Here is a 15,041-nt window from a genome sequence, read left to right on the forward strand (position 1 = left end):
CGCTACTGGCTGACCTGGCTGCGCAGCGCGCTGGTCGGCTGCTGGATGGGCGTCACTCCGGGCGGCCCCACCGCAGCCTCGTTCATGAGCTACAGCCTGGCGCGGCGCTCCCGACGAAGGCCGCGAGGTCGGCCAGTATTCCGGCATCCAGCGGCACCTTGAACCAGACGGCGAAGACCAGGTAGCTGGCCAGCGCCGCGCCGCAGGACAGCGTGACGATCAGCGGCACGCCGTAGGGTTTGTCGCGGCTGCGGTCGCGCCACATGAACCAGGCGATGAACAACGCGGAGGCGAGGTAGATCCCGGCGAACGGCATGGCCGCCACGTAGGCGGCGATCGGCAGGAACACCGCAAGCACCCGGCGAAAGGCCGCGCGGGCGACGAACGAGGTACCCAGCGCCCGCCAGCGGCACAGGGCCATGAGCAGGTTGCCGAGGCTGGCGGCGCTCAGCAGCAGGCCGATGTAGAAGGGGAAATAGCCGGCCTCGGGGCCGCTGTCGCCCCAGCCGATGCCGATATCCTGGCTGCCGTACATGACGATCGCGCCGAGCGCGGCGGTGAACAGCGCCAGGCCGATCTCCACCCAGCGGGTGGCGACCAGCGGCGCATTGGATGAGCTGGACATGTTCGTCTCCTGGTCGCGCTACGCGGGTTACTGGCGAAGCCAGCCGGCTTCCTGGAACAGCGGGATGACGCGCTGGCGGTCCTTCTCGATGTAGCTCACCAGGTCCTCGCCAGCGAGGAAGGTCGGCGCCAGCGCCGAGCGTTCGACATAGTCCCTGAACTCGGCGGTCTGGCTGACCTTGCGCATCAACTCGACGTAGAAGGCGCGCTGCTCGTCGCTGACTCCGCCGGGCAGGAACACGGTGCGCGGGAAGCGGTACTGGTCGATGCCCAGGCCCTGTTCGTGGCAGGTGGGGATGTCCGCCCAGGACTGCTCGGCAGCGACCTTGGCGGTGTAGATCATGCGCTCGTGGCTGAACACGCAGAGCGGCCGGACCTGGCCGCCGCGCCACTGGCTGAGGCTTTCCGCCGGGTTGTTGAGGTTGGCGGCGATGTGCCTGCCGGCCAACTGGATGGACGCCTCGCTGCCGCTCTTGAAGGGGATGTAGGTCAGCTTGCCGCCGACCTGCTTGCCGAGCAGCAGGCTTAGAGTCTGGTCGACGTCCTTCGACTGGCTGCCGCCGAAGCGCATGCCTGTCGCGTCCTTCTTCAGATCGGCGAGGAACGCCGCGGCGTCCGCCCACGGCGCCGCCTGGTAGGTCCAGAGGATGAAGTCGTCCTCGGCCACCGCCGCCACCGGCGTCAGGTCGGTCCATTGGTAGCCCAGCCGGGCCACCAGCGGCAGCAGGTAGACATTGTTGGTGCCGATCACCAGCTTGTGCGCGTTGCCCTTGGCCAGCTTCAGGTCGAGGAAGGCTTCGGCGCCGTTGCCGCCGCCCTTGTTCAGCACCACGGTGTTGACGTCGAGCAGCTTGTTCTGGCTGATCGCCGACTGGACCAGGCGGGCGAGTTGGTCGGTGCCGCCACCGGGACCGCCGGCGACGACGATCTCCAGGTTCTCTTCGGGTTTCCAGGCAGCCGCCAGGGCGGGCAGGGTGGTGCAGCAGAGCAGGGCGCAAGCGGCCAGGAAGGAGGGGACGGAGCGCGCATATGCGGTACGCATGGAGGACCTCTGGTTGTCATTGTTGTTATGGGTAGAGCGGAGTGTGCGAAGCGCACCGATAAGCGTCCACTCAAAATAAGGCATACACCGATAGCCTGGGGTTATGAGTGGAAGCGGATGTCGGATACCTGGAGCGATAACCGTAGGAAATGGCCGTATGAGCAGCTTTGATTAGACGGTTATCGATGGAAAGCCGGATAGTGGGCGTGCCGGACCTGCCAACCCAGTTCCGCAGCACAAGAACAACAATAAAAGAGGTACGACCCATGGCTCAGGCACAGACCGCCGTGCTCCAGGCTGATCCTGCCCAGGACAAGGCCACTGCCGCAAAACCCAGCAACGTCCGCTGGCGCATCTTCGCCATCGTCTTCGCCCTGACGGTGATCAACCTGGTCGACCGGGTCTCGCTGTCCATCGCCATGCCCACCATCGCCGGTGAATTCCAGCTCACGCCGAGCATGCAGGGGCTGATCCTCAGCAGCTTCTTCTGGGCCTACGCGCTGTTGCAGATTCCCGGCGGCTGGCTGATCGACCGCTACGGCCCGCGCCGGGTGATCGGCTGGTCCACCGGCCTCTGGGGAGCCTTCCAGACCCTCGCGGCCTTCGCCAGCGGCGGCCTGTCGCTGATGTTCGCCCGGGTCGCCCTGGGCGCGGCGGAAGCGCCGCTGTTCCCCTCCGGCGGCAAGCTCAACTCGCTGTGGCTGGGCTCCAGCGAACGCAGCCGCGGCGCCGTGCTGATGGACTGCGGAGGGCCGCTGGGCGTCGCTCTCGGCGGACTGGTCATCGCCTACCTGATCGCCGTGCTCGGCTCCTGGCGCAGCGCCTTCTTCATCGCCGGCATCGCCACCCTGGCCATGGCCTGGCTGGCCTGGCACTACCTGCGCGACGACCCGGCCGAGCATCCCGGGGTCAACGCCGCCGAGCTGGGCCGGATCAACGCCGACCGCACCACCCCGCTCGCCGAAGCGGACTGCCAGGCCGGCGGAAGACTGGGCATCGCCGGCCGCTCCCTGGTCGGTATCGTCCTCGGCCGCGCCAGTTGGGCCATGGTGTTCTTCGGCCTGCTGACCTGGGGTCCTAGCTACCTGGCGCAGGCGCGCGGCTTCGATATCAAGGGTATCGGCGCCGCGACCTTCGTCATCTTCCTCTGCGGCGCCGTCGGTTCCCTGGTCGGCGGCTTCCTCTGCGACCTGCTGATCCGCAAGGGCGTGCGCCGCGGCCTGGCGGCCAAGGGCCTGCTGACGGTCTCGGGCCTCGCGGCGCTGGTCGCCTTCCTGCTGTTGCCGAGCCTGGAAGATGCCTATGCCGCCGTGACCCTGCTGGCGCTGACCGCCTTCTTCCTGATGTGGGGCAGCCTGTACTGGAGCTTTCCGGCCTTGCTCGCCACTCCGGCCCGGGTCGGCCTGGTCGGCGGGGTGATGAACATGGCCGGCAGCCTCGGCGGCATCGCCGTGCCGATCCTGGTCGGGCTGCTGCTGCAACACCTGGGCGGATATGCCGCGGTGCTGGGCTTCTTCGCCCTCTGCTCGGCAGCCTTCATCGCCGGCACCCTGCTGATTTCCCTGGACAAGACCGAGGCAAAGCATGGCTGAGCTGTACGACGGGCCGATCGTCGACGCCCATCATCATTTCTGGGACCCGCAGGCGAACTACCACCCCTGGCTCGCGGAGGACGCCAAGATTCCGTTCCGCTACGGCGACTACAGCGCGATCAAGCGCCGCTACCTGCCGGCGGACTACTTCGGCGACGTCGGCGCACACCGGGTGGTCGAGACGGTCTACGTGGAAACCGAGTGGGACCCGCGCGATCCGCTCGGCGAAACACGCTTCGTGCATCACCTCGCCGAACGCCATGGCGCGCCCCACGCAGTGGTGGCGCAGGCCTGGCTGGACGCGCCGGACGCCGCCGAGGTGCTGGCGGCGCAGGCGGGCTTCGCACGGGTCCGCAGCGTCCGCCACAAGCCCGGCGGTCCGCAACGCCCGCAACAGGTCGGCGAGCTGCGCAGCCTGATGAGCGACGAGCGCTGGCGTCGCGGCTATGCCGAGCTGGCCCGGCACGGCCTGCACTTCGACCTGCAGACACCCTGGTGGAACCTCGCCGAGGCCGCATGCCTGGCGCGCGACTTCCCCGATACGCTGATCGTGCTCAACCACGCCGGCCTGCCGTCCGATCGCAGCGAGGAGGGGCTGGCCGCCTGGCAACGGGCCATGGCGCGCTTCGCCGAATGCCCCAACGTGGCGTTGAAGATCTCCGGCATCGGCCAGGCCGGCCGGCGCTGGAGCGTCGAGGACAACGCCTGGATCGTCCGCGAAAGCATCGCCCTGTTCGGCGTCGAGCGGGCGATGTTCGCCAGCAACTTCCCGGTGGACAGCCTGTGCGGCTCGTTCGACGACATCTATGGCGGTTTCAAACGCATCGTCGTCGACCTGCCGTACGCCGACCAGGAACGGCTTTTCCATAGCAACGCGCGGCGCATCTACCGCACCGTACCCGACACCGTGCGCCTGCAGCAGGCGTCGCCCGACCCGAGGACTTCCCCATGAACGCTCCATCCCTACCGCGACTGGCCATGGTCCTGGGCGATCCGGCCGGCATCGGCCCGGAACTGATCGCCCGCCTGCTGGCCGACACCGAGGTGCGCGAGAAGGCGCACATCGTGCTGATCGCCGACGAAGCGGAAATGCGCCGCGGCATGCGCATCGCCGGCTGCGAATTCCCCTACCGGCGCATCGACGCGCTGGAAACCCTGGATTTCGCCGACGCCACGCCACTGCTGCATCCCTGGCTCAGCCAGGGCGGGGACGAGTTCCCACGCAGCGAGGCGAGCGCCGTCGGTGGCCGCTACAGCCTGGAGACCCTCGCGCTGGCCCTCGAACTGACCCGCAGCGGCAGGACCGACGCGATCCTCTTCGGCCCGCTGAACAAGACCTCGCTGCACATGGCCGGCATGGACCACAGCGACGAGTTGCACTGGTTCGCCGAGCGCCTGGGGTTCGGCGGCCCGTTCTGCGAGTTCAACGTCCTCGACGACCTCTGGACCTCGCGGGTGACCTCCCACGTAGCCCTGGCCGAGGTGCCGGGCCTGCTCAGCCAGGAGCGGGTAGGGGAGGCGATCCGCCTGATCGACGACGCGCTGCGCCGCAGCGGCCTGGCGCGGCCGCGCATCGGCGTCTGCGGACTGAACCCGCACAACGGCGACAACGGCAGCTTCGGCCGCGAGGAGCTGGACATCATCGCTCCGGCGGTGCAGAAGGCGCGCGAACAGGGGATCGCCGCCGACGGCCCGTATCCCGCCGACACCATTTTCCTCAAAGTGCAGGGCGACGCCCGTGCCTTCGACGCGGTGGTGACCATGTACCACGACCAGGGGCAGATCGCGATCAAGCTGATGGGCTTCTCCCGCGGCGTGACCGTCCAGGGCGGCCTGCCGATCCCCATCGCTACGCCGGCCCACGGTACCGCCTTCGATATCGCCGGGCAGGGAAGGGCCGACGTCGGCGCCACCCGCCAGGCGTTCGAGATCGCCTGCCGGATGGGCAGGCGCAAAGCCTGATCGCCTGCATGCGACGCGACAACCAGAGCGCCGCCCCTTCGTAACGCGCTCCCTGGCGCCTCCCTGTACCGTCGCGGCGGGGCAGGAGGCGTCGCACCTTCGACGAGAGACACATCGCCTGGAGCCGCAGCGCTCCACGGCTCGCTTCGGCCTGGGAAAAGGAAAAACAACAATGACCCGTTCCGCTCCGAACCTGCTGAAATCCGCCTCGCTCGCCCCGGTCCTGCTGGCCGGCCTGCCGTCGCTCGCCGGCGCCGAGGGCTTTATCGAAGACGCCAGCGTCAGCCTCGGCCTGCGCAATCTCTATTTCAATCGCGACTTCCGCCAGCCCGGCGCGGCGCAGTCGAAACAGGAGGAGTGGGCCCAAGGCTTTCTCCTACAGGCAAAATCCGGCTATACCCAGGGCACCCTGGGCCTCGGCGTCGAGCTGATCGGCCAGCTCGGCCTGAAGCTCGACAGCAGTCCTGATCGTGCCGGCTCCGGGCTGCTGCCACGCCACGCCGACGGACGCGCAGCGGACGACTACGCGCGACTGGGCGTGGCGCCGAAGCTGAAGCTGTCGAATACCGAGCTGAAGCTCGGCGAACTGCTGCCGGAACTGCCAATCCTCCTGCGCAACGACGGCCGCCTGCTGCCACAGACCTTCCAGGGCGGCATGCTGACCTCCAGGGAAATCGCCGGCCTGACCCTGCACGGCGGGCAGATGCGTTCGCTCAGCCAGCGCAACTCCAGCGACCACCAGGACCTCTCGGTGGATGGGCGCGGCGGGGTGTTCTCCGACCGTTTCGACTACCTGGGCGCGGAGTACCGCTTCAATGCCGAGCGCAGCCAGGTCGGGCTGTGGCAGGCGCGACTGCAAGACATCTACCGGCAGGACTACTACAGCTTGAGCCACAAGCAGAGCTTCGGCGGCTGGCGCCTGGGCGCCAGCGTCGGGCTCTTCGACACGCGCGACGAAGGTGCCGCGAAGCTCGGTGATCTGGAGAATCGCGCGCTGACCGGTTTCTTCAGCGCGACCCGCGGCCGCCACAGCCTCGGCGCCGGCTACCAGCGCATGTACGGCGACGACGGGATGCTCTACATCGCCGGCACCAGCACGCCGTTGGTCAACGACATCCAGGTGCGCAACTTCACCAGCGCCGGCGAGCGCTCCTGGCAACTGCGCTACGACTACGACTTCGTCGCCCTGGGCATTCCCGGGCTGACCGCCATGGCCCGCTACGCCAGCGGCGCCCATGCCCGGACGAAGGCGATGGACGACGGCCGCGCCTGGGAACGCGACGTGGACGTCGCCTACGTGATCCAGAGCGGCCCGCTGAAGAACCTCGGCCTGCGTTGGCGCAACGCCATGCTGCGGTCCAACCATGCCGCCGATGTCGACGAGAACCGCCTGATCCTCTCGTATTCCCTGCCGCTGCTCTGAGCGCAGGGCCGTTCTCGCTGCTGCCCGATAACCGGCGATTGGCTGATTGGTGAAAAGGTATTGCCTGGGGTTATCGATGAATGCGCAGAAGTGATTATCCGCGCGGGAGCGGCCTGGCTACAGTCGGCCCAACGCAAGCGGCCATGCCGCCTCCGCGTCGAACAACAACAAGAAGGAAGCCCTCCATGAGCGCCATGAACGACCACGCCAGGCTGCTGTCCTCGGCGATCGCCACCAGCCGCCTGCGGCTCCTGCCTTTCCTGGTCCTGATGTATGTACTGGCTTTCATCGACCGGGCCAACGTCGGTTACGCGCGGGCCTTCCTGCAAGCCGACACCGGCCTTGGCGATGCCGCCTTCGCGTTCGGCGCGAGCATTTTCTTCATCGGCTATGCCTGCTTCGAGGTACCCAGCAACCTGATGCTGCACCGCCTCGGCGCCAGGGTCTGGCTGTGCAGGATCATGGTCACCTGGGGCCTGGTCTCGGCGGCGATGATGTTCGCCGACGACGCCATGACTTTCTATGTCCTGCGCTTCCTGCTGGGCGTCGCCGAGGCGGGCTTCTTCCCCGGCATCATCCTCTACCTCACCTACTGGTTCCCGCAGCGCAGCCGTGCCCAGGCGCTCGGCCTGTTCTATTTCGGCCTGCCGCTGGCGCTGGTGCTGGGCGGTCCGCTGTCCGGCTGGCTGCTGGAGTTCCACGGCATCTTCGGCCTGGCCAACTGGCAGTGGCTGTTCGTCACCGAGGGCCTGCTGGCCTCGCTGGTCGGCATTGCCGCCTACTTCTACCTGGTCGACCGCCCGCGCGATGCCGGCTGGCTGAGCGACGAGCAGAAGCGGGCGCTGGAAGGCGAGCTGGCCGAAGAAGACACCCGCAAACAGGCACGCGGCCCGCACGGCTTCCTCAGCGCTCTGCGCAGCGGCCAGGTGCTGAAGTTCTGCCTGGTCTACTTCACCATCCAGATGAGCGTGTACGGCGTGGTGTTCTACCTGCCGACCCGCATCGCCAGCTTCCTCGACGGCCAGGTCGGCCTGAACGTCGGCCTGATCACCGCGATTCCCTGGGCTTGCGCCCTGGTGGTAACGCGCCTGGTGACCCGCCAGGCCGACCGCAGCGGCCAGCATCGCCAGCTCGCGGTGGCCATGCTGGGCATGGCCGCAGCCGGTATCGCCGCCTCGGCGCTGGCCGGCAACCTGGGCCTGGCGGTGATCGCCTTCTGCTTCGCCGCGTCCGGCTTCGTCTCGGTGCAGCCGCTGTTCTGGACCCTTCCCACCGGCTACCTGAGCGGTGCGGCCGCGGCCAGCGGCATCGCCCTGATCAACTCCCTGGGCAACCTCGGCGGCTTCGTCGCGCCGAACCTCAAGACCCTCATGGAAAGCCAGTTCGCCGACCCGCGCGCCGGCATGTTCGCCCTGGCCGCCGTCGGCCTGCTCGGCGCCTGCCTGCTGGCCCGGCTGAAGACTTCCGGATCGTCGTCCGTCCCGCTGCGAGCGCGGCAGGCCGGCTGACCCACACTACGCACCGATAGGAGCTGCGACATGAAAATCAAATCCGTCCGTACCCGCGTCTTCGAATGGAAGGGCAAGGTCGTCCCGCCGCAGGCGCACTTCTGCACCAATGCCAGCGACATCCTGTTCGAGAAAGGAGACGCCATGGGCTCGTTCCGCTTCCACGGCTGGCTGGTGGTGGAGATCGAGACCGACGACGGCCTCGTCGGCATCGGCAACTGCGCCCTGGCGCCGCGCGTGGCGAAGGAAATCGTCGACCTCTACCTGGCGCCGATCTGCATCGGCGAAGACCCGTTCGACAACGAGTACATCTGGCAGAAGATGTATCGCCGCACCCACGCCTGGGGCCGCAAGGGCATCGGCATGGCAGCCATCTCGGCGGTGGACCTGGCGATCTGGGACATCATGGGCAAGGCGGTGAACAAGCCGGTGTTCAAGCTGCTCGGCGGCCGCACCAAGGAGAAGATCTGGACCTACGCCTCGAAGCTCTACGCCAACGACAACCTCGACGCCTTCCTCGAAGAGGCCCAGGGCTACCTGAACCAGGGCTTCACCGCGCTGAAGATGCGCTTCGGCTATGGCCCCAAGGACGGCCCGGCGGGCATGCGCAGGAACATCGAGCAGGTCCGCGCGCTACGCGAACTGGCCGGGCCGGACATCGACATCATGCTCGAATGCTACATGGGCTGGACCCTGGAATACGCCCGGCGGATGCTGCCGAAGCTCGCCGAGTTCGAACCGCGCTGGCTGGAGGAGCCGGTGATCGCCGATGACATCGAGGGCTACGTCGAGCTGAAGAAGATGGGGATCATGCCGATCTCCGGCGGCGAGCACGAATTCACCGGCCACGGCTTCAAGGACCTGCTGGAGCGCCGCGCGGTGGACGTCATCCAGTACGACACCAACCGCGTCGGCGGGATCACCGCCGCGCGCAAGATCAACGCCATGGCCGAGGCCTGGTCAGTGCCGGTGATCCCGCACGCCGGACAGTTGCACAACTATCACCTGACCATGGCCAGCACCGCCTCGCCGATGGCCGAGTTCTTCCCGGTGTTCGACGTCGAGGTCGGCAACGAGCTGTTCTACTACGTGTTCAAAGGCGAGCCGCAGCCGGTCGACGGCTATATCCAGCTGGACGACCACAAGCCCGGCCTGGGCCTGGAGATATCCGAAGAGCACCTCAAGGATTTCATCATCATCGAGTGATAGTCGGAGCCCACAGGAGGAGCCGAGATGCGGCTGATTCAATTCGAGGACCGGGCAGGGCAGCGCCGGGTCGGCGTCGTCGAAGGCGCCGGGATACAGGTGCTGCGCGGCGTGCGCAGCACGCGCGAACTGGGGCTGGCGGCGATTCGCGCGGGCAGCGGCCTGCACGAAGAGGTGCTGCGCCGAGGCAGCGAGCCAGGCCCGGACTATGCCGGGTTGCTGGAGGAGGGAAGGGTGCTGCCGCCGCTGGATCATGACGACCCGGCCCATTGCCTGGTCAGCGGCACCGGCCTGACCCACCTGGGCAGCGCCGCGACGCGCGACCGCATGCACCAGCAGAACCAGGGCGACGAGACCGCGCTGACCGACACCATGCGCATCTTCAGGTGGGGCCTGGAGGGCGGCAAGCCACCGGCGGGCCAGGTCGGCGCGCAGCCTGAATGGTTCTACAAGGGCGACGGCGGCATCGTCGTGCGCCCCGGCGCTGACTTCCCGCTACCGGCCTTCGCCGAGGACGCCGGCGAGGAACCGGAGCTGGTCGGGCTCTACCTGATCGGCGATGACCGTCGGCCTTACCGGCTCGGCTACGCCCTGGGCAACGAGTTCTCCGACCACCTGATGGAGCGCCGCAACTACCTGTACCTGGCGCATTCCAAGCTACGCGCCTGCTGCTACGGGCCGGAGCTGCGGGTCGGCGAACTGCCGCGCCATCTGCAGGGCGAGAGCCGGATCCTGCGCGACGGCGAAGTGCTCTGGCAGCAGGCGTTCCTTTCCGGCGAGGACAACATGTGCCACAGCCTGGAGAACCTCGAGTACCACCATTTCAAGTACGCGCAGTTCCTCCGTCCGGGCGACGTCCACGTGCATTACTTCGGTACCGCCACGCTGTCCTTCGCCGACGGGATCAAGGCTGCTCCGGGGGATGTCTTCGAGATCGCCATGGCCGAGTTCGGCGCGCCGCTGCGCAATGGCATCGCCGCCGTCGAGACCGCACTGACGCCGGGGCGGGTGGTAGCGCTCTGAAGCCCCACCGCCGTGCATAGGCCGGAGCTCCACGAGAGACCCGCGGCACGGTTTCCTTCATTCCTGCGGAGCCTTGGCTCCAACCCCGCCGGCCATCCCCGGCGGGGCTTCCCCTGTATGAGGTCGACATGACAGCCATCCTCGGACACAACTTCATCGGCGGCGCCCGCAGCGCGGCCGGCACGCTCTTCCTGCAAAGCCTCGACGCCGCCAGCGGTGAGGCGCTGCCGTACCGCTTCGTGCAAGCCACCCCGGAAGAAGTGGACGCCGCCGCCGAAGCCGCCGCCAGCGCCTACCCGCACTACCGGCAACTGCCGGCCAGCCGCCGCGCGGAATTCCTCGATACCATCGCCGCCGAACTCGACGCGCTGGACGCTGATTTCGTCGCCATCGTCTGCCGTGAAACCGCGCTACCGGCCACGCGCATCCAGGGCGAACGCAGCCGCACCAGCGGCCAGCTGCGCCTGTTCGCCGAAGTCCTGCGGCGCGGCGACTTCCATGGCGCGCGCATCGACCGCGCCCGGCCCGAACGCAAGCCGCTGCCACGCGTCGACCTGCGCCAGTGCCGGATCGGCCTCGGCCCGGTGGCGGTGTTCGGCGCGAGCAACTTCCCCCTGGCGTTCTCCACCGCCGGCGGCGATACCGCCGCGGCCCTGGCCGCCGGCTGCCCGGTGGTGTTCAAGGCGCACAGCGGACACATGGCCACCGCCGAACGGGTCGCCGCGGCGATCCTCCGCGCGGCCGAGCGCACCGGCATGCCGGCGGGCGTGTTCAACATGATCTACGGCGGCGGAGTAGGGGAGCGGCTGGTCCGCCACCCCGCGATCCAGGCGGTCGGCTTCACCGGTTCGCTGAAGGGCGGCCGCGCCCTCTGCGACATGGCGGCCGCCCGGGCGCAACCGATCCCGGTGTTCGCCGAGATGAGCAGCATCAACCCGGTGGTGCTGCTGCCGGCGGCGCTGAAGAAGCGCGGCGAGGCCGTGGCCGACGAACTGAGTGCCTCGGTGGTGCTCGGCTGCGGCCAGTTCTGTACCAATCCCGGGCTGGTCATCGGCATCCGCTCTGCGCAATTCTCGGCGTTCCTCGAACGCTTCGCCGCCCGCATGGACGACCAGCCGGCGCAGACCATGCTCAACGCCGGCACGCTGGCCAGCTATGAAAAAGGCCTGGCGGCGCTGCACGCCCACCCGCGCGTCCGCCATCTCGCCGGGCAACCGCAGGAGGGCCGCCAGGCCCGGCCGCAACTGTTCCAGGCGGACGTCAGCCTGCTGCTGGAGGGCGACGAGTTGCTGCAGGAAGAAGTCTTCGGCCCGGCCAGCGTGGTCGTCGAGGTCGCCGACCACGCCGAACTGAAGCGCGCGCTGCATGGGCTGCACGGGCAGCTCACCGCGACCCTGATCGCCGAAGCGGAAGACCTGGCGTCCTTCGCCGACCTGGTACCGCTCCTGGAACAGAAGGCAGGGCGCCTGCTGCTCAACGGCTATCCGACCGGCGTGGAAGTCTGCGACGCGATGGTCCACGGCGGCCCGTACCCGGCCACCTCGGACGCCCGCGGCACCTCGGTGGGCACCCTGGCCATCGACCGTTTCCTGCGCCCGGTGTGCTACCAGAACTACCCGGACGCGTGGCTGCCGGAAGCGCTGAAGGATGGCAACCCATTGGGGATTGCGCGGTTGGTGGACGGGGTTGAGACGCGGGCGGCGATTGACTGAAAGAGGAACCGGGCAAAGACGAGGTTCGGAGGATATCGAAGCCTCAGAGGTGTGCAGCAGGACACTGGAGGAGCCCCGGAAGAGGCCCGCCGGTGTTCCTGCCTGTACCCCGAATGAGCAAAGCGAGTATCGATCCAGGGCTACCCGAGCGCTCCTATCGTCCCATGCCTGGACGCGGAAAAGCCGCTTCTCGGTGTCGAGGGATTCTCGGCCGATACCGCCACTTGCATCGGCATGAGACAGGAGGCGCGCCACAATCTCTCCGGGGGTCCTTCCTTCCGTGGCGAATGCCATGATGCCTCCCTGGCAGGATCGCCGCTTGGCTCCGTATAGCGCGATGGTGAAAAACACATGAGACAATATTGACTCATGTGAACTATATAAGCATCATGCGATCCCAGCGCTCGATCGTCGTCCAAGCGGCATGAATAGCGAGTCCGGCCCAGCCTGGCCAGATCGAGCCGAGCGGACAACTGATGCGCGTGAGTGGCCGAACCCATGCCATCGCTGTAACGCCCCGAACAGAATCGTCTTCCGACGGCAGCCTCCCCCGACAGGTGGTTTCCCCGTGCCCATTCCCTGCCGGGCAAGGCACAGGTTGGCCGCCGTGCTGGACGACGACAAACCATCACCGTCCCGGCAGAGATCCTGGAGAACGACAATGCGTGCGATCGATGCCGGCATTCTGGTCTGCGGCGAGTGCCACCAGTTGAATCGCGCCGACGGGAACGAGCATCCGCGTTGCAGTCGCTGCGGCGCGAAGCTGCATCCTCGGCGGCCGAGCAGCATCGCCCGTACCTGGGCGTTGCTGATCTCGGCGATGATTCTCTACGTTCCCGCCAACCTGTTGCCGATCATGACCGTCAACATGCTCGGCAAGGGCTCCCCGGCGACCATCATGGGCGGGGTCGTGACCCTGATCCAGGCCGACATGTTTCCCATCGCCCTGGTGGTGTTCGTCGCCAGTATCGTCGTCCCCACCTTCAAGCTGGTCGGCATCGCCCTGTTGCTCTATTCGGTGCAGCGGCACCAGCCGATGTCGGCCCGCCAGCGAATCATGATGTACCGCTTCATCGAATGGGTCGGGCGCTGGTCGATGCTCGATATCTTCGTCATCGCCATCCTCGTGGCGCTGGTCAATTTCGGCAACCTGGCGAGCATCGAGGCCAATCTCGGCGCCGCCGCCTTCGCCAGCGTGGTGGTGCTCACCATGCTCGCCGCCGTGACGTTCGACCCCCGGCTTATCTGGGACAACACCAATCTGGACGACGAGAATGAGTGATTTGCCAAGCCCGAAGAAACACAAGACCTCGAACTGGTCGGCGATCTGGGTGCTGCCGCTGGTGGCCCTGGCTATCGGGGCCTGGCTGGGCTGGCGCGCCTACGACCAGGCAGGGGTGTTGATCCAGGTGCGCTTCGAGAGCAGCGATGGCATCCAGGCGAAGAAGACCGAGGTGCTGTACAAGGGCATCGCGGTCGGCAAGGTCGTCGCGCTGGATGTCAGCGAAGATATCAAGGGCGTGGTGGCCACCATCGAAATGGACAAGGAGGCGCGCCAGTATCTGAGCAAGGGTACCCGCTTCTGGCTGGTCAAGCCGCGGGTTTCCCTGGCTGGCGTCACCGGCCTGGAAACCCTGGTATCTGGCGTCTACATCGCGGTCGATCCGGTGAAGGGCGAGAAGGAAGAACGCAACTTCACCGCGCTGAAGCAGCCGCCCCCCCTTTCCGACAGGCTGCCCGGCCTGCACCTGACCCTCAAGGCCGATCGCCTGGGCTCCCTGGAGCAGGGCAGCCCGGTGTTCTACCGGCAGATCCAGGTCGGCCAGGTGAAGAGCTTCCAGCTGGGCGATGACCAGAGGACCATCGAGATCAAGGTGCACATCGAGCCGGCCTACGCCGACCTAGTGCGCAAGCACACGCGATTCTGGAACGCCAGCGGCATCTCCATTTCCGGCGGCCTGTCCGGCTTCAAGGTGCATAGCGAGTCGCTGCTGACCCTGGTCGCCGGCGGTATCGCTTTCGCTACTTCCGATAGTCGAGGCGACAGCCCGCCGACCGATCCGAGCAAGCCGTTCCGCCTGTACGACGACTACGACGCGGCCCAGGCCGGTCTGCGCGTGAAGCTGAAGATGAACGACGTCAGTGGTATCGATCCAGGGCGCACCCCGGTGATGTTCAACGGCGTGCAGGTCGGCCTGGTCAAGTCGATCGACATGGGCAAGGACTACAGCAGCGCCACTGCCGACCTGGCGATGGATCCGCGGGTCGAGGACATGCTGCTGGAAGGCACCGAGTTCTGGACCGTCAAGCCAAGCATCTCCCTGGCCGGCATCACCGGCCTCGAGGCCCTGGTGAAAGGTAACTATATCGATGTGCGCTTCGCCAAGAGCGGCGCGCCGAGTCGCGAGTTCACCATCCGCCCGAAAGCGCCGCCGCTGAACACCGACGCGCCCGGCCTGCACTTGGTGCTGACCAGCGACAAGCTCGGCTCGATCGATATCGGCGCGCCGAACCTCTACCGCCAGGTCCGCGTCGGCAGCGTGCAGAGCTACCAGCTGTCGCGCGACCGCCAGCGAGTGGTGGTGGGTGTGCACATCGAGCCGGAGTACGCGCACCTGGTGAATACCTCGACGCGCTTCTGGAACTCCAGCGGGATCACCCTGACCGGCAACCTCAGCGGCGTGCAGGTGAAGAGCGAGTCGCTACAGACCCTGATCACCGGCGGGATTTCCTTCGACACCCTCGATCCGAAGGCACCGACCGTGACCAAGGTGCGTCGCTTCACCCTCTTCGACAGCGAGGAGGCGGCGATGGCCCGTGGCGTGGAAATCCAGCTGAGCATCGACAATGCCGACGGCCTACGCGAAGGCACGCCGATCCGCTTCAAGGGCCTGGACATCGGCAAGATCGAAAGCGTCGAGCTGAACCCGGACCTCTCCGGGGTACTGA

The 15,041-nt window shown here is 67.2% G+C and carries 12 protein-coding genes and 1 pseudogene; 11 read left to right on the forward strand and 2 right to left on the reverse strand.

Features of this window, described 5'->3' with window-relative positions:
* Nucleotides 1-108: pseudogene (locus tag FFS27_RS33620) on the forward strand (hypothetical protein); the annotation flags it as partial.
* Here the strand turns inward: FFS27_RS33620 and FFS27_RS15455 are convergent.
* Nucleotides 83-625 (reverse strand): tripartite tricarboxylate transporter TctB family protein, encoded by a 543-nt coding sequence (locus FFS27_RS15455; RefSeq protein ID WP_137952087.1) that lies wholly within the window; start codon nt 623-625, stop codon nt 83-85. The pseudogene FFS27_RS33620 and the gene FFS27_RS15455 overlap by 26 nt on opposite strands.
* 27 nt (nt 626-652) lie before the next feature.
* Complete coding sequence (locus tag FFS27_RS15460; protein WP_017001613.1) at nt 653-1,666, reverse strand: Bug family tripartite tricarboxylate transporter substrate binding protein; 1,014 nt, start codon at nt 1,664-1,666, stop codon at nt 653-655.
* A gap of 266 nt (nt 1,667-1,932) precedes the next feature.
* Here FFS27_RS15460 and FFS27_RS15465 point away from each other — a divergent pair, with 266 nt between their 5' ends.
* From FFS27_RS15465 to FFS27_RS15510, 10 genes are all read left to right on the forward strand, one after another.
* Complete coding sequence (locus tag FFS27_RS15465; RefSeq protein WP_010794164.1) at nt 1,933-3,258, forward strand: MFS transporter; 1,326 nt, start codon at nt 1,933-1,935, stop codon at nt 3,256-3,258.
* The gene (locus tag FFS27_RS15470) at nt 3,251-4,210 is read left to right on the forward strand and encodes an amidohydrolase family protein (protein WP_003123451.1); all 960 of its coding nucleotides are present in this window, start codon (nt 3,251-3,253) and stop codon (nt 4,208-4,210) included. The genes FFS27_RS15465 and FFS27_RS15470 overlap by 8 nt, the downstream gene beginning before the upstream one ends.
* The gene (locus tag FFS27_RS15475; RefSeq protein ID WP_003123450.1) at nt 4,207-5,220 is read left to right on the forward strand and encodes a 4-hydroxythreonine-4-phosphate dehydrogenase PdxA; all 1,014 of its coding nucleotides are present in this window, start codon (nt 4,207-4,209) and stop codon (nt 5,218-5,220) included. The genes FFS27_RS15470 and FFS27_RS15475 overlap by 4 nt, the downstream gene beginning before the upstream one ends.
* Before the next feature lie 172 nt (nt 5,221-5,392).
* On the forward strand, nt 5,393-6,643 hold the full coding sequence (locus FFS27_RS15480; protein ID WP_011666668.1) for an OprD family porin: 1,251 nt from the start codon (nt 5,393-5,395) through the stop codon (nt 6,641-6,643).
* Between the two features lie 185 nt (nt 6,644-6,828).
* A complete protein-coding gene (locus tag FFS27_RS15485) occupies nt 6,829-8,151 on the forward strand; it encodes an MFS transporter (protein ID WP_003123448.1) in 1,323 nt (440 codons plus the stop codon).
* A 30-nt stretch (nt 8,152-8,181) separates the two neighbouring features.
* Nucleotides 8,182-9,357 (forward strand): L-lyxonate dehydratase, encoded by a 1,176-nt coding sequence (locus tag FFS27_RS15490; protein ID WP_003111006.1) that lies wholly within the window; start codon nt 8,182-8,184, stop codon nt 9,355-9,357.
* Nucleotides 9,358-9,384: 27 nt separating this feature from the next.
* Nucleotides 9,385-10,380 carry an AraD1 family protein gene (gene araD1, locus FFS27_RS15495; RefSeq protein ID WP_021264758.1) on the forward strand — a complete coding sequence of 332 codons (996 nt, stop codon included), beginning with the start codon at nt 9,385-9,387 and terminating at the stop codon, nt 10,378-10,380.
* Between the two features lie 128 nt (nt 10,381-10,508).
* Nucleotides 10,509-12,092, forward strand: coding sequence for an aldehyde dehydrogenase (NADP(+)) (locus FFS27_RS15500; protein ID WP_003144232.1), 1,584 nt, complete (start codon nt 10,509-10,511; stop codon nt 12,090-12,092).
* A gap of 661 nt (nt 12,093-12,753) precedes the next feature.
* Nucleotides 12,754-13,374, forward strand: a complete 621-nt coding sequence (locus FFS27_RS15505) for a paraquat-inducible protein A (protein ID WP_003144230.1) — start codon at nt 12,754-12,756, stop codon at nt 13,372-13,374.
* Nucleotides 13,367-15,041, forward strand: a 1,675-nt coding sequence (locus FFS27_RS15510) for a PqiB family protein (RefSeq protein ID WP_137952088.1), incomplete at its 3' end; no start/stop codon positions are given. The genes FFS27_RS15505 and FFS27_RS15510, both read left to right, overlap by 8 nt.

The sequence above is a fragment of the Pseudomonas sp. 2VD genome (genome assembly GCF_005503585.1).
GTDB classification, from domain to species: Bacteria; Pseudomonadota; Gammaproteobacteria; order Pseudomonadales; family Pseudomonadaceae; genus Pseudomonas; species Pseudomonas aeruginosa.